This is a genomic window from Arcicella rosea (assembly GCF_040543805.1).
GTDB classification, from domain to species: domain Bacteria; phylum Bacteroidota; class Bacteroidia; order Cytophagales; family Spirosomataceae; genus Arcicella; species Arcicella rosea.
In genome coordinates this window covers 167,362-186,878 of sequence record NZ_JBEUMS010000015.1, presented here as the reverse complement: position 1 = coordinate 186,878, position 19,517 = coordinate 167,362, and the positions used below count along the sequence as shown (strand labels likewise).

Below are 19,517 nucleotides of genomic sequence, written 5' to 3'. Positions count from 1 at the left end.
TTTATGTTAAGCAATTTAATCTTTGTCAAAGTATTGCGTGTACTTCAAAGAATGAACAGTTAAATTAATAATTTTCTGCTACTCTTTTCAGTATTTTAGATGAAGTTTATAAAAAAAGCCCTCAATCTTGTGGAATGAGGGCTTTTTTAAAACTGAAATGATTAAGACCCGCAGGCTTCGCATCCATCAGGATCGTCAATTGAGCATTGCATCGCCGACCAATTTTGTTCGACTACGCTGTCTAGGCCTCCTACAACGAGTGAGGCAGCTGATGATTTCGCTTGCGCTGCTTGTGCGGCATAAGCTTCATAACTCATCTCGTGCTCTTGCACAACATTTGCTTGCTCAATGGCCACTTCGGCTTGTTTTTCGACTGTAAACTTGATAGCATCGGCAGCAGCTTTTGTTCTAAGATAGTACATCCCAGTTTTCAAGCCTTTTTCCCATGCGTAGAAGTGCATCGAAGTAAGTTTACCAAAGTTCGGGTCTTGAATATGAATATTTAATGATTGCGACTGGCAAATATATGCACCTCTGTCGGCAGCCATTTCAATAATTACTTTTTGTTTGATTTCCCAAACTGTTTTATAAAGGTCTTTTAAACTTTGCGGAATTTCAGCAATGTTTTGAACCGAACCGTTGGCAGAAATCAATTTATTTTTCATTGAATCATTCCATAAGTTCAACTTCACCAAATCACGAAGAAGGTGTTTGTTCACTACAGCGAATTCTCCAGAAAGTACTCTACGTGCGTAAATGTTTGAAGTATAAGGCTCAAAACATTCGTTATTACCCAAAATTTGTGAAGTCGAAGCCGTTGGCATCGGTGCTACTAATAATGAGTTTCTTACACCATGTGTTTTTACTTTTTCTCTTAAATCTTCCCAATTCCAACGACCAGACTCTGGCGTAACTCCCCACATATCAAATTGGAAAATACCTTGCGAGATTGGTGAACCTGCCCAAGTTTCATAAGGACCTTCTTGAATAGCCAATTCCATTGAAGCTTCCATCGCTGCATAGTACATGGTTTCAAAAATATCTTTATTCAATTGTTTCGCTTCTGCCGATTCAAAAGGCATTCTTAACAAAATAAATACATCAGCCAAACCTTGAACACCTAAACCAATCGGGCGGTGACGCATGTTTGAACGTCTTGCTTCTTCAACTGGATAATAGTTACGGTCGATGATTTTATTTAAGTTTTTCGCTGCAACCTTTGTTACTTTATATAAAGCTTGGTGGTCAAATTCTTGGAAGCCTCTTTCGTTAGTTTTTACGAATTTTGGTAAAGCTAAAGATGCTAAGTTACAAACCGCTACTTCGTCTTTAGAAGTATATTCCATAATTTCAGTACATAAGTTTGAAGACTTGATTGTACCTAAATTCTTCTGGTTTGATTTACGGTTAGCGTGGTCTTTGAACAACATATAAGGCGTTCCAGTTTCTGTTTGAGATTCTAAAATCTCGAACCATAAGTCTTGAGCCTTAATTACTTTACGTGCTTTTCCAGCTAATTCATAGCTGGTATAAAGTTTTTCAAACTCTTCACCATAAGTATCTGCTAAACCTGGACATTCGTGTGGACAAAGTAATGACCAAGTGTCATTATCTTTAACACGTTTCATGAATAAATCTGGAATCCATAATGCGTAGAATAAATCTCTTGCACGCATTTCTTCTTTACCGTGATTTTTCTTTAATTCTAAGAAATCAAAAATATCTGCATGCCAAGGTTCTAAGTAAACTGCAAATGAACCTTTGCGTTTTCCTCCTCCTTGGTCAACGTAACGAGCAGTATCATTAAATACTTTCAACATCGGTACAATACCGTTTGAAGTACCGTTTGTTCCTTTAATATATGAACCCGTAGCACGAACATTGTGAATTGATAAACCAATTCCACCAGCCGATTGAGAAATTTTAGCACATTGTTTTAATGTATCATAAATTCCTTCAATTGAATCGTCTTGCATCGTTAATAAGAAACAAGATGACATTTGGGGTTTTTGTGTACCTGCATTGAAAAGGGTAGGAGTAGCATGAGTAAACCAACGTTCTGACAATAAATTGTAAGTTTCAATGGCTTTTTCAACATCGCTACCGTGAATACCAATAGATACACGCATCAACATGTGTTGCGGACGTTCAGCAATTTTACCTTCCATTTTTAGAAGATAAGATTTTTCTAAAGTCTTGAACCCAAAGTAATCGTAGCCGAAGTCACGGTCATAAATAATAGCAGCGTCTAATTCACCTGCATTTTTCTTAATGACATCATATACTTCTTTCGACAATAAAGCGGCATTTTCGCCAGTTTTTGGGTCTGTGTAATTATAGAGACGTTTCATCGTTGCCGAGAACGATTTTAAAGTCCCTTTATGCAAATTAGAAACAGCAATCCTAGCTGCAAGTACGGCATAGTCAGGGTGCTTCGTCGTCATCGACGCAGCTGTTTCTGCCGCCAAATTATCTAATTCGCTCGTGGTTACTCCATCATAAAGCCCAGTAATAACTTTTTTGGCTACTTCGAGGGGCTGCACAAAGAATGGATCGAGACTATAGCAAAGTTTTTCGATTCTGGCGGTAATCTTGTCAAACTTTACAGACTCACGTCTGCCATCTCTTTTGATAACGTACATATTAACTCGGGTTTTTTATTGTGTTCAGTTCTATTAAAATAAAGAAAGAAGGCTTGAATATAATCATTCAAAGAAATCAAATAATCATTCCTTGAGTATATTGTTGAAACCATTTTGTGGGTGTTCTCTTCAACACAAACCTTTTGTTTTTCATTCCTTAATCTCCATTATTTTTTACTTAAATCATTGTTTTTTCTTGAAGATGAAAAATGATTTAAGAATTAATTCGGCTAAAATTTTAAGAATTTTTGTGTTAGCAATCTCAAAGAAATCAAGGACTGATTCGATGGGCTAAATCTTTAAATAAAACAGAAACTTTAATAATGAATGATTTTGGTATGCACTTCAAAGATAACAATTTCTTAATCTATTCGCAACGAATAACTAACCATTAAAAAGCAAGAAAAAAAGCAAACTATTTGTTATGTACAACAAGAATTCAAGCCCAGTGCCATTCAGCCAAGTGTCTAACTTGGAATAATCATACTGAAGTTTTTTATAAAAAATTAAGAATACTTTTTCTTGAAAACTTAAATCAAATTACCTTAAAAAAGTTTTTGAAACCACCAAAAAAAATGTAATTTTGCACCCTCAAATAGAAAAAGTGCTTTTGTCGATTGTTATCAGTAATTCGTTTAATTATTTTAAACATCTTGAATACTGTATCTCCCAATTTAACAAACGACTCATTATATACAATCCAGAGACGGCGGGGAATCGTCTCAAAATCAAAATATTACCATGAAACAAGGAATTCATCCAGATTACAGACCAGTGGTTTTCCATGATTTGTCTGCTGATTACAAGTTTTTAACACAATCATGTGTAAAAACAACTGAAACAACTGAATTTGAAGGAGAAACTTATCCAGTATTCAAAATCGAGGTTTCTTCTGAGTCGCACCCATTCTATACAGGTAAAAATGTATTATTGGATACTGCGGGTCGTGTTGATAAATTCTACAAACGTTTCGGTGGCAAGAAATAATTCTTCTACCCAACCGGTGTCGAAATTGAAAAAAAACCTTTTAGAGCAATCTGAAAGGTTTTTTTATGATAAATTATCGGTAATATATAACTTATATTTGTGGCGATTATCTGCTAATGATGAACAGATAACACTGAAAATTAGTGAAATGTAGCACTTTCATTAATTTTGTACGATTACAAACGCTCAACTAATCTTGCCCAGCGGATGGGATATTCCGTACTAAAGTTTATGAATTTTATCCTTTTTGATGAGATACAGATTCGTCAGTCTTTGTTGCCTCTAACTTTTACTCGTCCTGTCAGCGAAATCCGCATCGGAATTCAAACCATCAGTGAAAAATGGCAAGCGTACTTACAAACTGAAGTTTCATTTGATACACAAGATTATTTACAGACAAAGTATCCACTAATCTTGACTGAAGATAATTTATTTATCAACGGTGCAGTTTGTCCGACGAAAGCTTTAGTAGAAGCTATTCAACAATTAGCTCCCGAAACTGCTTTGCTTCAAGGAGAAACGATTCTTGCTTATAGAAGTAAAGAAACGAAAAATACTTTTGAAAATACGGTTACTTTTGAAGGTTCTCTCCGAATCATTCGTCACGCAATAGATATTTATACACACAACGGCGAGCAAATTATTAGCGATTTTGAGAGAATTACTCAGGGAAGAACTTCACAGCCAATCAGCGACCGCTTTACAGCTTTTTATAATGAATCTCAAATTTTTATTGAGGAAGGCGTTGATTTAAAATCGGTTGTACTCGATGCTACTCATGGACCGATTTATATTGGCAAAGATGTAAGTCTGAGTATTGGAGCATTAATTCAAGGACCTTTTGCGATTTGTGAAAAATCTGTTGTGAATATGGGTGCAAAAATGCGTAGAAATACAACCATTGGCCCGCATTGTAAGGTAGGCGGAGAAATCAGTAATTCCGTTATCTTTGGCAATTCAAACAAAGGACACGAAGGCTTCATGGGTAATTCTGTGATTGGTGAGTGGTGTAATTGGGGAGCTGATACCAATAATTCTAACTTGAAAAATGATTATTCAAAAGTAGAATTGTGGAGTTATGTGAGTAATCGTTACGAAAATACAGGTTCGCAATTTGTGGGTTTAATCATGGGCGACCATTCTAAATGTGGTATCAATACGATGTTTAACACTGGAACGGTTGTGGGCGTGAATTGTAATATTTTCGGTGCGGATTTTCAACCCAAACATATTCCTTCGTTTTCGTGGAGTAACGGAAATGGTACTTTCAAAACTTATCATTTGCGTAAAGCAAACCAAGTGGCTCGTGCTGTTTTGGAACGTAGAGGAAAAGAATTTGATGCCGTTGAAGAACAAATTTTAAAAGCAATTTTTGAGTTGATTTGAAAATTTGAAAGTGTGGTAATTTGAAAATGAAATAAAGGGCAATTACTTATTTTCAAATCTTCAAATTTTCAAACTCTTTTACTTTTTCAAATCTTCAAATTCTCCCACATCTTCAAATTTTCAAATTGAAAAGAATAAATGTTATTTAAAGAAATCCCAGGTTTAAGTGCCATTAAAAATACGCTGATTCGTTCGGTGCAAATGAACCATGTGGCTCATGCACAATTGTTTCATGGAGCAGTTGGCGGAGCAAACTTGGCTTTGGCTTGGGCTTATGCTACTTATATCAACTGTGAGGAGCGAGAAGAAAATGATGCTTGTGGGTCTTGTGCTTCTTGTATCAAAATGGCGAAAATGGTACATCCTGATATTCACCATATTTTCCCGACTCCGAGTGCGAAGGAAACCATTTTGGAATTATTACCCACTTGGCGTAAGTTTTTGATTGAAAGTCCATACAGAAGTTTAACGGATTGGTTGGAGTTTACAGGTGCAACTGGCAATAAGCAAGGAATTATTCCTATCAAGGAAGCTCATAATATTATTGAGAAAATTTCGCTCAAGGCTTTTGAAGCAGAGTACAAAATCCTGATTATTTGGCAACCAGAATTAATGAACATTGAGTCGGCAAACTCTTTATTGAAAATTTTAGAAGAGCCGCCTACCAAAACGCTGTTTATTCTCGTATGTAACGATACCAACAAGTTATTAACAACGATACTTTCCAGAACGCAAAGAGTAATGATTCCTGCTTTTTCGGATGAAAATACCGTTGAATATCTTACAGAAAAAACAGGAGTAACCACTGAAAGAGCCAAACAAATTGCGTACTTATCGGAAGGAAATATTTCAAAAGCAGTTGCTTTAACTACGCACGAAGGACAAGTACAACACGAATGGTTTGCCAATTGGATGCGAATGGCGTACAAACCCAATGTGCCAGCCTTGATAAAATTAGCGGATGAATTTGACGCTCTATCAAAAGAAGACCAAAAAGGCATGATGGAGTACGGCTTGAATATTTTCAGAGATTTATTACTTTGGAAAAATGGAGCAGAAGCTTTGGTGAGATTAGAAGGAGAGGAGCTTACTTTTGTGCAGAATTTTTCAAAAGCAGTAAAAATTGAAGCTATCGAACTGATTGTACAAGAATTCAGCCAAGTATATTATTATTTAGAACGCAATGCAAGGGCGAAAATTTTACATTTAGATTTATCATTAACCATCGCCCGATTGTTTAAAAGTTAAGTAAAAAAGACGTTATTCGTTAACAGTATATCCGTTATCTGTATTTTATTATTAACAAACAGATAGAAAATATTACCTTTTTCCAATTAGCAGGCGAATTAATTCGCCTGCTAATTGGAATTTGTTGAGTAATAAGGGTAAAAGATTTATCATTTAATAATTCCAGCTACTTTAAATGGAATTATCCAAAAACTAAAAGCTTACAGCTCAAGGCTTATAGCTCAGAGCTAATAATCATCCAACCATGAGTACAATAAAATTAGGAACGAGAGGGTCAAAATTAGCACTTTGGCAAGCGTACTTCATCAAAGAAACATTAGAAAAAGGCGGTTTATCGGTTGAAATCGTCATTATCAATACCAAAGGAGACCAAATCTTAGACCGTTCCTTGTCGAAAATTGGCTCAAAAGGAGTATTTACGGAAGAATTAGAAGAAAAACTTCGTTCTGGCGAAATAGATATTGCACAGCATTCAGCCAAAGATTTACAATCAGAATTGGCGGATGATTTAGAATTAATTGCCTTTACCGAGCGTGAAAAAGTAAACGACGTTTTGGTAAGTTATGATAAAAGTTTGTCGCTGGAAAGTGGAAAACCTTTTGTGGTTGGTACTTCTTCGACCCGAAGAGTAGCGATGTTGAAGCATTTTTATCCGCACATCAAAACCGTGGATATGCGTGGAAACTTGCAAACTCGCATGGGAAAATTAGAAAGTGGCGTTTGTGATGCTTTATTATTGGCTTATGCGGGCGTGCATCGCATGGGCTACGAAGAACATATTGCAGAATTGATCTCCTTAGATAAATTTACGCCTGCCGTCGGACAAGGTTCTGTGGCGATAGAATGTGCCGTTTCGTTGGATGCTGAAAAGAAAGCAAAAATTCGTGAATTGTGTAATCATGCTGAAACAGAACAACAATTATTGGCAGAACGTGCTTACTTGAGACGCTTGCAAGGTGGTTGTAGCATTCCTGTTTTTGGTTTGACTCAGACTTCTGAAAATGGGGAATTGACTATGACAGGCGGAATCATCAGTTTAGATGGACAAGAAGTATTAAAAGAAAGAGTATCAGGAACAGATGCCATTGAAGTAGGCGAAATTTTAGCAGAAAAGATTTTGAGTTTAGGCGGAGATAGAATTTTGAAAGAGATTCGTGCGGGGTTGAATAATTAGTGAGTTAGTGAATTGTGATTTAGTGATTACAGTAATATAACATCTTTTACTTATGTCTGCTGAAAATATCTTTAAAAAACTTCGTTTGGATAGTAATAAAAAGCTTTTGGTTGTGAATGCTCCTGAAAGTTACTTATCATTATTAGCAGGCTCTAATTATGATACTGAACCAAAAGCGGAGGGAATTTATGATTTTGTACAAGTATTTGCCATTCAGCAAGCTGAATTAGAAAATTTGATGCAGTCTGTAAATAAAGCAGGAAAATTCGATTGTGTATTCTGGGCTTGTTATCCGAAAGGAACAGGTAAAATAAAAAGTGATATTAAGCGTGAAACGGTTTGGACTGCTTTTGAATTAATCGGACTTCAAGCGGTTTCACAAGTAGCCATTGATGAAACTTGGTCTGCTTTGCGTGGCAGACCTGTTTCTATGGTGGGGAAATAAAATTTGAAAATGAGGAAATTTGAAGATTTGAAGATTTGAGAATGTGGAAACTTCCAAATTACTAATTGATTAGCATTTTTCAAAAGCCATTTTCAAATCTTCAAATTACCTCATTTTCAAATTATCAAATCATCTCAAATCTTCAAATCAAAAAACTACTTCAAAGCCTTTGTAATAGCTTCTTTCGCCAATTTCTCCATGATTTTATAGCAAGCAATTGTTGGATGTACGCCGTCTTCTGCCATTTCTTTACTCAATCCATTTCTTTCATCTTTCAAAGGCGTGAAGTAATCAAGATACACCAAGTTGTATTGTTTTGCCAATTGTTTGATGCCTTCGTTCAAAGCAATTACTTTGCTTGGCACATCTTTAATTTCTTTTCTCCACGGAAAAGCCGCCGCTGGCATCACCGAAGCTAAAATCACTTTGATATTATTTGCTTTGGCGATTTCAATCATAGATTTATAGTTTGCCAAAGTATATTCTTGCATATAATCGCCCGTGTTTTCAGCAATGTCGTTGATACCGATGTTGATAATGACTACTTTTGGTTTCAAATCCACCACATCCTGACGAAAACGTAATAAAGTTTGTGGAGAAGTTTGTCCGCTGATGCCTCTTCCTACGTAATTATTGCTATTAAAAAAGTCAGCGTCAGCACCAACCCAACCTTCTGTGATAGAGTCTCCCGTAAAAACTACTCTTGTTGGTCCTTGTTTCGGTTCACCGATTTCGGCATTGGCTTTTTTGTATTTTACCAAATTTGCCCAATCTCTTTTTTCTCTTTCAGCATTTTGTTTTGAAAAAGTCTCTAATTGTTCTTCTGAAAATTGTTGCTCCCATTTGTTAGGATAACGTTTTTTGAGATAACCTTGCATTTTCAACCAATCACCAAAACGTTCGTACCAAGTATCGGTCGGAATTTTTTGTTTGTTCATACCAAAACCATGTCCGCCTTTTTCGTAAATGTGCATTTCCACAGGTTGTCCTGCGGCTTTCCAATCTAAATATAATTGTGCGTTTGCTGGCGCAAAACCCAATTGGTCGTCGGAAGCCAAAGCGATAAAAATGGGCGTTTTTTCTTTAGGAATATTTTTGATTTCATCTACTGCTTTTGTGTAAGCGTAAATGGGAGCAATAAAATTAGGTTTACTTTCTTCGGTAGCTTTGTACATTGCACCCAAAGTAAGTGTTCCGCCAGCTGAAAAGCCAATCATCCCAATTTTATTGGGGTCGATGTCGTACTTTTCTGCATTTTTTCGGATGTATTTAATCGCTGTTGAAGCATCTTGAATGGCTAAAGGAATCACTGGGGCGTTTTCTTCATCCAAAGTTTTGAAGTTCGACATTTTTCCCATCAATTCTTTCACGGGGTCATCGGTGAAACTTCTGGCTACTCTGTACTTCAAAACGAATGCCGCAATGCCTTTTGAGTTCAAGTATTTGGCTACTTCAATGCCTTCGCTGTCGATAGAAAGTGTATGAAAAGCTCCGCCCGGTGCAATTAACATTGCAGTTCCAGTTGCTTTATCTTTGTCGGGTAAAAAAGCCGTGATAGTTGGTTCTGCAACGTTATAGATTACTCTGGTTTTGAAAATGTTATTCGTATTTTCGGCTTCCGACCAAGTCCAGTTTTCAGAACCTGGGGCTTTACCTGAATACAATTTGGTGACTTCCTGTGCAAAAGCCGATGAGCTGAGGAGTAAAGCGCAAATTAAACTGTAATGTGTTTTTTTCATAGTTATTAATATTTGAGATTGTAATGAATTAAGCAGCATGAATGCACTTCGATGTCTGACAAAATATGCTTGAAGTTAATCATGAATTATCAGTTAACAATGTGCAATTCCAAAAACTGATGGTGGTTTTTATGAAGTGAGATTCTGTGCATCAAGAAAAAAATAGTACATTTAGTTTTTAACATTTCATCTCACTAAAATGGTCTCGTTTGGCATGATTTCAAACAAAAAAACACTCTTATTCCTACTTGCATCATTCATTTCTTTGCAGACTTTTTCGCAAAGTAAAAGAAAAGATTATCTGGTTACTTTTAGCACGCCTTTTGGCGAAATGCACGCAATTTTGCACAATGAAACGCCACAGCACAAAAAGAATTTCTTGAAATTGGTGAATCATAAATTTTATGATGGTTTACTTTTTCACCGTGTTATCAAGTCTTTTATGATTCAGGGCGGAGATCCGAATTCTAAAAAAGCAAAAGAAGGAGAAGTATTAGGGAATGGCGATGTGGGCTACAAAGTACCCGCAGAAATTACACCAGAATTGTTTCATAAAAAAGGTGTTTTGGCGGCGGCACGAGATAATAATCCAGAAAAAGCGTCTTCGGGTTGTCAGTATTATATTGTACAAGGTCAGGTCTGGAATGATTCAAGTTTGACGAAGCAAATGGCGAGAAGTCCGTTGAGAACTTATACAGAAGAACAGAAAAACGTTTATAAAACCATTGGCGGAACACCACATTTGGATGGAAATTATACCGTTTTCGGACAAGTAATTGATAATTTATGGGTCGTAGATTCGGTAGCAAATCAGGCGAGAGACAAAAATAATCGTCCTTTAAAAGATATTCCGATGAAAATTACTTGTAAAAAAATGCGTAAAAAGAAGATTACTAAACTGTACGCTTACAGTTTTGGAGAGTAAATCTTGAAATAGAGAATATAATGTCAAAAAAGAAAATACTCATTACAGGCTCAAATGGTTTGCTAGGGCAAAAGCTAGTTTCATTATTGGCAAACCAAAGCGATATTCATTTAATTGCTACGGCTCGTGGCAAAAACCGTTTGCCATTTACAGAAGGCTACGAATATCAGGAAATGGATATTACCAATGCAGAACAAGTAGCAGAAGTAATTGATAAAATACAACCAAATGCCATTATTCACACTGCCGCCATGACGAATGTTGACCAATGTGAATTTGAAAAAGATTTATGTTGGGCAATGAATGTAAAAGCTGTGGAGTATTTGGTAGAAGCTTGCGAAAAGCACAATATTTACTTTTGCCATCTTTCAACAGATTTTATATTTGATGGAAAAGCTGGTCCATATTCAGAAGAAGCGCAACCAAGTCCAGTAAGTTATTATGGTTGGACAAAGTATGCGGCGGAGGAAGTAGTAAGACGTTCAACATGTCGTTGGAGTATTGCCAGAACGGTTTTGGTTTATGGCATCGTTTCGGATATGAGCCGAAGTAATATTATTTTATGGGTAAAAAAATCATTGGAAGAAGGTAAAAATATCAAAGTGGTTACCGACCAATTTCGTACACCAACTTTGGCAGAAGATTTGGCAAAAGGCTGTTGGTTGATGACTGACAAAGAAGCTGAAGGAATTTTTCATATTTCGGGAAAAGACTTTTTAACGCCTTATGAAATGGCTATTAAAACGGCAGATTTTTTCCATTTAGATAAATCACTAATCAGCGAAGCCGATTCAAGTAATTTCACTCAGCCAGCCAAACGTCCACCAAGAACAGGTTTTATTTTGGATAAAGCTATTGCCGTTTTAGGCTATAATCCAGTAAGTTTTGAAGAGGGAATTGCTGTTGTGGCAGAGCAGACGAAGGCTTTGTAAGTTTTACTCATGCCATGACTTCAAGTCATGGCATGAGTTTTCGACGGAAGAGAAAAATTAAATACAATCTTATCACTTAAGTCCAGCTCTAGTGATAAAGTCAACAAAAAATCCCTACAAGAAACAATTCCTGTAGGGATTTTTATTGGATTGAATATTGATTACTAAAGATTCAATTTCTTTAATTCTTTCACGGCAAAATCTGCTGCTCTTGCTGTTAAAGCCATATAAGTAAGCGATGGATTTACACATGAAGCAGAAGTCATGGCAGCACCGTCAGTCATAAATACGTTTTTCACAGCGTGTACTTGGTTATGCGCATTCAATACTGAAGTTTTAGGGTCACGTCCCATACGAGCCGTTCCCATTTCGTGAATCGCCATTCCTAAGTAAGAACCATTATCATAAGTTCTCACGTTTTTCACGCCAGACGCTTCTAACATTTCTTTAGCATCGTTCATCATATCAATACGCATTTTCTTTTCGTTTTCACGTAAGTCAGCGTCGAATACAACTACTGGCATTCCCCACTTATCTTTAGTGGTTTTGTCAAGGAACATTCTGTTTTCGTAGTAAGGTAAAGTTTCACCGAAACCACCTAAGCCCATCGACCAGTTACCCGGTTGTGTTACTTCGTTTTTATAGTCAGCACCAAAAGTAAGTTCAGCTACATTGCGTTGCCATCCTTGACGGCTCGCTCCACCTTGGTAACCAAAGCCACGTAAGTAATCACGTTTATCAGAACCGATGTTACGGTAACGAGGTACATAAATACCATTCGCTCTACGTCCGTAGTAATATTTATCTAAATCACCTTCCCAAGTACCCGAAGCACCTGTACGGAAGTGGTGATCCATCAAGTTATGACCTAATTGACCAGAATCATTACCCATACCTTCTGGGAAACGATGTGAAACTGAATTCATCATCAATGAAGTAGAACCAATTGTACTACCACAAACAAAGATGATTTTAGCAAAATACTCACGGTCTTGCATAGTTACTGCATCACGCACACGTACACCTGTTGCTTTTTTCTTGTTTTCATCGTACATAATTTCTGTTACGATTGAATCAGGACGTAAAGTTAAACGACCAGTTTTAGCAGCTGGAGGTAAAGTACAAGATTGTGTACTGAAGTAAGCTCCGAATGGACAACCCAAAGAACATTTGTTACGGTATTGACAAGAAGAACGACCAATTCCTAATTGTTCTTTCGCCGCTTCCGAAAGGTTGGCAACACGTCCCATCGTAAGGTTACGACCCGGAAATGTTTTTTCAAGACGTTGTTTTACTTCTTTCTCCACACAGAACATTTCCATTGGAGGAAGGAATTCGCCATCTGGCAATTGAGGCAAACCTAATTTTTCTCCTGAAATTCCAGCGAATTTTTCAACATAAGAATACCAAGGAGCAATATCTTTATAACGAATTGGCCAATCGACCGCAATACCATCTTTTAAATTCGCTTCAAAGTCAATATCACTTAAACGATAAGATTGACGACCCCACATGATTGATTTTCCACCAACGATGTTTGGACGATACCAGTCAAAACGTTTTTCTTCTTTATATAATGAGTCTGAATCGTTCATCCAGTACTTTTCCGTCATTTCGTTGTACGGATAATCACGTGCTAATTTTGGATGAGATTCTTTTTGTTCTATCGTTAAGCGACCATTGTATTTCATTTCCCAAGGGTCTTTCATGGCATTTTCGTAGCCAGTAACGTGTTCTAATTGCTTACCTCTTTCGAGCATAAGTACTTTCAAACCTTTTTCAGTTAGTTCTTTAGCAGCCCAACCACCAGAAACGCCCGAACCAATTACAATGGCATCGTAAGTCATTCCTTTTACTGCATCTATATTCAAATTTGACATCTCTTGATATTTTTAAGCTGTGAGCGATGAGCTATCAGCTTTGAGTTTAAACAAAAAATTAGATAATGATTTTGAGAAATAGCGGATGAATTTAGCATAAAATCTAAAATCTCATCGCTCACTTCTCAAAGCTAAAAAGCTATTACAACGCCCATGCTTTTTGTCCCGGCTTCAAAGGAACACAACCTTGGAATTTACCCGGAATTGGCAAATAAGCTAATGCTTTAGTAGCACCAATTTCTGAAGTAAAATAACCAGTAACTGTTAGTTCTTTCATTCTCATAAAGAAAGGTTTGTCGGCAGTTGTGCTTAATTTAACCATTTCGTTCTTCTGAGCTGTATCTAATTCTATAAAACCTTTACCAAATTTAGTTTTGCTATCAGCATCTAATTTTGCCAAACCTGCATAAAACTTATCTTGGTCTTCTTTCTTGTAACAATCACGCATTACACGTACAATAAATTTCTCAGCACCAGCAGCTTTTGCACCCGGAGTGTCAGTTGTTGGAATGATAATATCAGCTACTTCTGCCAGTAATGTTTCTTGTTCAATACTTACGGCTACACTGTCTCCAGTATTGATGATTTGTCCCATTACTCCTGCCATTAATGGAGCAGAAAGTACGCCTCCCATTAGAAGGGCAACTCGTTGGACGGCTTCTCTACGGTTCATATTTTAGTTAAATGATTGATTATTAGATTTTTATAAAAAGCTGTACTCGGTAGTTTTTATTAGATAGTAAAGTAAAGAAAAAAACGTTATCAATTGACGCAGAATTAAACTTTTTAATGAAATAGTTTAACTCTGCCCTGTGTTATTATGGAGTTTATGAGTTTAAGGTTTATAAGTATGTTTTTAGGTTTACAAAGTTTAGTTTTGAAACTATCAATATTAATCTCATGAACTCATAAACCTTAAACTCATAAACTTTTATGGCTACTTATTTTCAAATCTAAAATTCCACCTGCCATAATTTGCTGATGTGTCAAGAAATTCTGAGTAAATGGTTTTCCGTTGAGTGTTGCCGATTGAATGTAAGGTGTTTTGGCAGAGTTACCTTTGGCGATGATTTTAAATGTTTTACCATTCGGTAAATTCAAAGTCGTTTCTTCAAATGTTGGGCTACCGATGATATAATTTGGTGTACCCGGACAAACAGGATAATAGCCCATCATGCTGAAAACCAACCAAGCCGACATTTGTCCGCCGTCTTCATTGCCACTCATTCCACCCGCTGAAATATCGTATTCTTCTCTAATAATTTGGCGTACTTTTTCTTGTGTTTTCCAAGCCTGATTTGCAAAAGGATACAAATACACAATCTGATTATTCGGCTCGTTTCCATGCCAATAATAACCTTGGTCGAACAATGTATCTAATTTTTCAATGAAGCGTTTTTCTCCGCCAATGTGTTTAATTAAACCCTCAACATCTTGTGGAACATAGAAAGTATATTGAGCTGGAGAGCCTTCGGTAATGAAACTACTGCGTTGCGCAAATGGGTCGAACGTTTTAATCCAAGTGCCATCAGCATAGCGTCCACGAGCGTAGCCAGTTTGTGGGTCGATGACGTTTTGATAGTTTTTAGAGCGTTTCATTAGCGTTTCATAATCCGCTTTTTCGCCTAATTTTTTGGCTACTTGTGCCAATACAAAATCATCATAAGCGTATTCTAAAGTACGTGAAACCTGTTCTCTTTTATGAAAAGCTTGCCAAACAGAATCTTCTAAAGGAATATAATTGTACTGTAAATACGAGGCTAAACCTCTTCTGCCTTTTCCTTCTTCATAACTTTTTTGGTCTGTATTTACTTCAAAAGCATTCTTTCGCATGAATTTGTAAGCCGTTTTTATATCAAAACCTTTGATGCCTTTGATATAAGCATCGCCGATAGCAGCAGTAGCGTGGTCGCCAATCATGGCAGCTGTATAATTATTCCAGCATGGGAAAATGGGTAACCAAGTGCCTTGTTCGGCTTTTTTAACCAAAGACTGCATCATATCTGCCGTTACTTTTGGCTCTAATAAAGTATGCAATGGATGCACCGCACGATAAGTATCCCACAGGTTATAATCTTCATAATAATCAAATCCTTTGGCTTGATAAATGTTATCATCGTCGGCAAAACCAGTGTAAGTACCATCAATATCCGAGAATACTCTTGGTGTAAGTTTGGCATGATAAAGTGCAGAATAAAACAGGGTTTTATCATACTCCGAACCTTTTACTTGAATTTTGCTCAAAGCTTTGTTCCAAGCGTTATTGGATGCTTGACGAGTTTTGGAAAAATCCCAATGATTGATTTCGCCTTCCAAATTTTTTCTAGCCCCTTCCAAGCTTGTGAAAGAAGTACCGATGCGTACTTTTACTAATTTATTGCCAAATTGGGCATAAGCACCAACAGTTTGTTTTTGTCCGTTTCCTTGTGCTTGTGTTACTTTATTATTTATTTCATTATTTTTCCAAACGCCAAAATCAGTAAAAGTTTGGTCGAATTGAATGACGAAATAACCGCTAAAACCTGCTGGTTTTCCAACACCTTGATAAATTCTGTGAACGGGATTATAACCTACGATTTCATTTTTTTCTGGATGAACTTCTACAAAACCTTCGCCTTCGTCAGAATTTGGTTCAACAACAATATAATTTTCCTGATTTTGACTGAAATTAAACTGTAAAAATCCTGCACGAGAAAGAGCCGTCATCTCTGCTTTAATGTTGCCTTTTTTCAGCGTTACTTGATAATAGGACGGTTTTACAGTTTCCGTTTTTCGGTCAAAATCACTTCCTCTGTCGGTTGTATTCACATTTAGCTTTCCAGACATTGGCATGATGGTAACACTTCCGTAGTCTTGTACGCAACTGCCATTCATCCAATGCGTTCCTCTGAAACCTTGAATTTTAGTATCGTTATAATAAAATGGTGGAATACATTTTAATTCGGTTGCTCTAGTTTGGGGCGTCCAAGAAGTCATACCTTGTGGCACGCCAATGGCAGGCACAATTTGCCCTTTCATTTCAGAACCTGCTTCGCTGTGTTTTTTGGCACTTTCTGTGGTACTTGGTGCTGAACCAATCAGCGGATTGACATAATCTGCGGGCTGTTTTTGTGCCACACTTCCTAGAGGCAATAACAGCGCAAAAAGAATTTTTTTATAATTCATGTTTATTTGGAATATGTGAAACATTCAGAATTATTTACTTAAATCTATAAGGATTTGTATAATGTTTAATGATGAGACTTTAAGCTTAATTAATTTATTCCGAATACTTATTTCGATTTTTTGGTAAATGTTATCTTGAATTTATACTTTCAAAAACCATTTCTGACGATATAAAAAGTATAAAAACCCTAATTGTACTATTACGATTCCGCCTGCTAAAGCTACTGGTTGCCAAGTGATGGCTACTTGCTGAATTAAACCGCCGAATAAATAAAGAGTTGTTGATTCAAAATTAATTAATCCGTGTGCTGCCAAGTAAATCGTAATGGAATTCATCCCAATCCAAACGAATGGCGCTATCCAAAATTTGATTTCCAATACATCAATAATTAAGTAAAAGAAAGCCATAAAAAGTAAACTAAATCCACCCGAACAAAGTACGAATGAACTCGTCCACATGATTTTATTAATTGGAAAAATCGGATTCCAAGCCCAAGCGAAGAGAAGCAAAACAAAGCCCGTTGCTGACATTGCTATTACTTTTTTGATTTTTGAAATATTTACTGAACGCAAAAATTGCCCAACAAAAACGCCTAATAAAGCATTACAAATGGCTGGTAAAGTAGAAAGTAAACCTTCGGGGTCATATACTTTTCGGTGAAGTTTTCCTGGTAAAAATAATCGGTCGATATAGGCTGACAAATTGCCTTCTTTGGTGAATATTCCAGCACCAAAATCGGGAACAGGAACGTATTTTAAAAGTAAAAAATAAGCAATAAGAATACCGAAGAAAAGGATGATTTGCGTTCTGAGTTCAGTATAAATAAAAATAATTCCTGCGAATAAACAAGAAAGTGCTATTCTACCCAAAACACTTGCGATACGAGTATTTTCATAGCCTTGGAATTTGAATAAACCATTGACGATTGTTCCTAAAATGATTAAGATAATCGCTCTCTTGAATAAACTTTTTAGAATAAAGAGTTTGGTATTTTGTGGGTTTTCTAGTTGTTTGCCAATACTGTAGGGCATTGAAAGACCAGCAATGAAAATGAAAAGTGGGAAAATTAAATCGTAAAAGGTAAAACCATTCCATTCTGAATGATGTAATTGGCTAGACATCCAGTTGATTGTACTGTTATCAGAAGCTTTTGCCCATTCGTGAATCAAGCCTTCGCCGCTAATAATCCAAAACATATCAAAACCTCGAAGTGCATCCAAGGATTGTAATCGAGTTGAATTTATACCTTTTTGCATAAGTAATGTTTGTAATAATAGTCTGAATAGATTTTCAGGATGGCTTTTGAAAACAATAGCTTTGCACCAAGAAAATTCTTTGATACAAAGCTATTGATAATTAGTCAGTCAATTAAATTTTAATAACCAGGGTTTTGCGTTAATGATCTGTTCAATTGCAAAGCATTGGTTGGAATCGGGAAAAGACGTTTTTTAACATCTTTGTCCGTTTTTGCTCCCCAAGTATCTTCGTATTTACCAAAACGAATCATATCATTACGGTGCCAAGTTTCCCAAGTAAATTCTCTTGCTCTTTCTTCATAAAGCTGTTGTAAAGTAACAGAAGTCCAAGCCGTTGAAGTAGTACGTTTGCTTCTTACTTCGTTTACTAAAGAGATTGCTGTTTGTCCGTTTGTCGCAGAACCACCTCTAGCAATTGCCTCAGCTTTCATCAACAATACATCAGCATATCTGAAAATCGGCACATCGTTATTTTGATTTCTAGTTGCCGAAGTACTGTCTGCATAGAATTTGTTGTTACGGTAACCCATATTCCATGCTTTTTCATCATTTCCTAAGTCAAACGTTGCAGGTTTTTTGATGATAACATCTGGTGTTATGTCAACTTGATAAGATAAAGACGTTCCAGCATCTGCACCTTTGTAATCTTCGTCGTAACCTTGCTTTGTGGTACTTACCATTACTGGATTGCCTTTGTAATCAAATTGTTTTCCAGTAATCCATTGCTGATTTCTTACATCTTTTGCATCGTTGAAGTAAGCATAAAATTCTGGAAGCGTACTTGCTGCTGAACTTGGCGTAAAAGGCAAGCTGTATTTCGCACGCAATGATCTTGGTAGCGAGTATCGAGCATAAAACATATAACCGTTAGGAGCGGAGGCATCGTAAGGAATGGCAAAAATAAATTCCTTGATTTGCGGTCCGTTATTCACGAAAAACATTTTACGATAATCACTTTCGATAGCATATTTTCCTGAACTGATGACATTATCACAAGCAATGATGGCATCGTTCCAACGTGCAGTACCTGTGTAAACTTCAGCATTCAAATACATTTTCGCTAATATTGTATAAGCAGTATATTTGTTTGGACGACCGTATGTTTCTTGACCAACTACTGTGCTTAAGTTTGGAATACTTTCTTGTAATTCTTTCTCGATAAACTTAAATACATCAGCTCTTGCAGTTGTTCTAGCTGTGGTTGTATCACCAAATTTTGTTGAAATTGGGATATTTCCCCACATATCCATCATCATAAAATAACACATCGCACGCATTGTTCTTAGTTCAGCAAGACTGGTTTGTTTTGCCGGAGATTCTGGTGCTTTTGAAATCAAGAAAATATTCTGATTACTTGTACTGATGGTACTTGTTAACCATGACCAAGCACTTTGTACGTGTGGGTTATCTTGGTTCCAAGTGTGTTTATGATGTTGCTCATAACGTCCGCCATCATACCAGTTTCCTCCACGTGCAGGTAAAATAGCTTCATCAGTACTCAACGACTGTAAAAACCAGTAGTCAGTTGAATAGTTTTGACGAAAAGCATTGTACGTTGGTCCCGCAGCTTGGATAAACTGAGTAGGCGTTTGAGGGAAAATATCTGGCGTTAGTTGTGTTGTTACGGGGACGTCAAGGTCATGGCAAGCCATTAATCCACTTATGCTTGCAATGGTTATTATCAATTGAAATATTTTTTTCATCTGTTTCTAGCATTAATAGTTTTGAACAGTACCT

14 protein-coding genes are annotated in these 19,517 nt (G+C 36.6%); 7 read left to right on the top strand and 7 right to left on the bottom strand.

The features are described 5' to 3' along the window. Positions 1–161: 161 nt before the first annotated feature. Positions 162–2,642 carry a ribonucleoside-diphosphate reductase subunit alpha gene (locus ABID42_RS18725; RefSeq protein ID WP_323256624.1) on the bottom strand — a complete coding sequence of 827 codons (2,481 nt, stop codon included), beginning with the start codon at positions 2,640–2,642 and terminating at the stop codon, positions 162–164. A gap of 741 nt (positions 2,643–3,383) precedes the next feature. On the opposite strand from ABID42_RS18725, the gene ABID42_RS18720 reads away from it, so the two are divergent. From ABID42_RS18720 to ABID42_RS18700, 5 genes are all read left to right on the top strand, one after another. Then, positions 3,384–3,629: a type B 50S ribosomal protein L31 gene (locus tag ABID42_RS18720; protein WP_323256622.1), complete on the top strand. Its 246-nt coding sequence runs from the start codon at positions 3,384–3,386 to the stop codon at positions 3,627–3,629. A 231-nt stretch (positions 3,630–3,860) separates the two neighbouring features. Further along, entirely contained in the window at positions 3,861–5,015 is a 1,155-nt protein-coding gene (locus tag ABID42_RS18715; protein ID WP_367284966.1) for a GlmU family protein, read from the top strand. Between the two features lie 138 nt (positions 5,016–5,153). Beyond that, positions 5,154–6,263 (top strand): DNA polymerase III subunit, encoded by a 1,110-nt coding sequence (locus ABID42_RS18710; RefSeq protein WP_367284965.1) that lies wholly within the window; start codon positions 5,154–5,156, stop codon positions 6,261–6,263. Positions 6,264–6,507: 244 nt separating this feature from the next. Continuing rightward, entirely contained in the window at positions 6,508–7,437 is a 930-nt protein-coding gene (gene hemC / locus ABID42_RS18705; protein ID WP_367284964.1) for a hydroxymethylbilane synthase, read from the top strand. Between the two features lie 52 nt (positions 7,438–7,489). Beyond that, complete coding sequence (locus ABID42_RS18700) at positions 7,490–7,882, top strand: hypothetical protein (protein ID WP_367284963.1); 393 nt, start codon at positions 7,490–7,492, stop codon at positions 7,880–7,882. A 155-nt stretch (positions 7,883–8,037) separates the two neighbouring features. Here ABID42_RS18700 and ABID42_RS18695 read toward each other — a convergent pair whose 3' ends face one another. Next, positions 8,038–9,621: a GDSL-type esterase/lipase family protein gene (locus ABID42_RS18695; RefSeq protein ID WP_367284962.1), complete on the bottom strand. Its 1,584-nt coding sequence runs from the start codon at positions 9,619–9,621 to the stop codon at positions 8,038–8,040. A 214-nt stretch (positions 9,622–9,835) separates the two neighbouring features. On the opposite strand from ABID42_RS18695, the gene ABID42_RS18690 reads away from it, so the two are divergent. Both ABID42_RS18690 and ABID42_RS18685 read left to right on the top strand, forming a co-directional pair. Continuing rightward, the gene (locus ABID42_RS18690) at positions 9,836–10,546 is read left to right on the top strand and encodes a peptidylprolyl isomerase (RefSeq protein ID WP_367284961.1); all 711 of its coding nucleotides are present in this window, start codon (positions 9,836–9,838) and stop codon (positions 10,544–10,546) included. Between the two features lie 20 nt (positions 10,547–10,566). Further along, positions 10,567–11,478 (top strand): SDR family oxidoreductase, encoded by a 912-nt coding sequence (locus tag ABID42_RS18685; RefSeq protein WP_367284960.1) that lies wholly within the window; start codon positions 10,567–10,569, stop codon positions 11,476–11,478. A 164-nt stretch (positions 11,479–11,642) separates the two neighbouring features. Here ABID42_RS18685 and ABID42_RS18680 read toward each other — a convergent pair whose 3' ends face one another. The 5 genes from ABID42_RS18680 to ABID42_RS18660 form a co-directional block, all read right to left on the bottom strand. Beyond that, positions 11,643–13,358, bottom strand: a complete 1,716-nt coding sequence (locus ABID42_RS18680) for a GMC oxidoreductase (protein WP_367284959.1) — start codon at positions 13,356–13,358, stop codon at positions 11,643–11,645. Between the two features lie 142 nt (positions 13,359–13,500). Continuing rightward, positions 13,501–14,031, bottom strand: coding sequence for a gluconate 2-dehydrogenase subunit 3 family protein (locus ABID42_RS18675; protein WP_323256602.1), 531 nt, complete (start codon positions 14,029–14,031; stop codon positions 13,501–13,503). Between the two features lie 248 nt (positions 14,032–14,279). After that, on the bottom strand, positions 14,280–16,523 hold the full coding sequence (locus ABID42_RS18670; protein WP_367284958.1) for a GH92 family glycosyl hydrolase: 2,244 nt from the start codon (positions 16,521–16,523) through the stop codon (positions 14,280–14,282). Between the two features lie 141 nt (positions 16,524–16,664). Next, entirely contained in the window at positions 16,665–17,780 is a 1,116-nt protein-coding gene (locus tag ABID42_RS18665) for an acyltransferase family protein (RefSeq protein WP_367284957.1), read from the bottom strand. Positions 17,781–17,899: 119 nt separating this feature from the next. After that, positions 17,900–19,483 carry a RagB/SusD family nutrient uptake outer membrane protein gene (locus ABID42_RS18660; protein WP_367284956.1) on the bottom strand — a complete coding sequence of 528 codons (1,584 nt, stop codon included), beginning with the start codon at positions 19,481–19,483 and terminating at the stop codon, positions 17,900–17,902. Positions 19,484–19,517 lie beyond the last annotated feature (34 nt).

What these genes read in the sequence shown, in the direction of transcription:
- ABID42_RS18665 (WP_367284957.1), bottom strand. Translation starts at nt 17,780, where the DNA reads ATGCAAAAAGGTATAAATTCAACTCGATTACAATCCTTGGATGCACTT.
- ABID42_RS18680 (WP_367284959.1), bottom strand. Translation starts at nt 13,358, where the DNA reads ATGTCAAATTTGAATATAGATGCAGTAAAAGGAATGACTTACGATGCC.
- ABID42_RS18670 (WP_367284958.1), bottom strand. Translation starts at nt 16,523, where the DNA reads ATGAATTATAAAAAAATTCTTTTTGCGCTGTTATTGCCTCTAGGAAGT.
- ABID42_RS18690 (WP_367284961.1), top strand. Translation starts at nt 9,836, where the DNA reads ATGATTTCAAACAAAAAAACACTCTTATTCCTACTTGCATCATTCATT.
- ABID42_RS18700 (WP_367284963.1), top strand. Translation starts at nt 7,490, where the DNA reads ATGTCTGCTGAAAATATCTTTAAAAAACTTCGTTTGGATAGTAATAAA.
- hemC (WP_367284964.1), top strand. Translation starts at nt 6,508, where the DNA reads ATGAGTACAATAAAATTAGGAACGAGAGGGTCAAAATTAGCACTTTGG.
- ABID42_RS18715 (WP_367284966.1), top strand. Translation starts at nt 3,861, where the DNA reads ATGAATTTTATCCTTTTTGATGAGATACAGATTCGTCAGTCTTTGTTG.
- ABID42_RS18725 (WP_323256624.1), bottom strand. Translation starts at nt 2,642, where the DNA reads ATGTACGTTATCAAAAGAGATGGCAGACGTGAGTCTGTAAAGTTTGAC.
- ABID42_RS18720 (WP_323256622.1), top strand. Translation starts at nt 3,384, where the DNA reads ATGAAACAAGGAATTCATCCAGATTACAGACCAGTGGTTTTCCATGAT.
- ABID42_RS18695 (WP_367284962.1), bottom strand. Translation starts at nt 9,621, where the DNA reads ATGAAAAAAACACATTACAGTTTAATTTGCGCTTTACTCCTCAGCTCA.
- ABID42_RS18660 (WP_367284956.1), bottom strand. Translation starts at nt 19,483, where the DNA reads ATGAAAAAAATATTTCAATTGATAATAACCATTGCAAGCATAAGTGGA.
- ABID42_RS18710 (WP_367284965.1), top strand. Translation starts at nt 5,154, where the DNA reads ATGTTATTTAAAGAAATCCCAGGTTTAAGTGCCATTAAAAATACGCTG.
- ABID42_RS18685 (WP_367284960.1), top strand. Translation starts at nt 10,567, where the DNA reads ATGTCAAAAAAGAAAATACTCATTACAGGCTCAAATGGTTTGCTAGGG.
- ABID42_RS18675 (WP_323256602.1), bottom strand. Translation starts at nt 14,031, where the DNA reads ATGAACCGTAGAGAAGCCGTCCAACGAGTTGCCCTTCTAATGGGAGGC.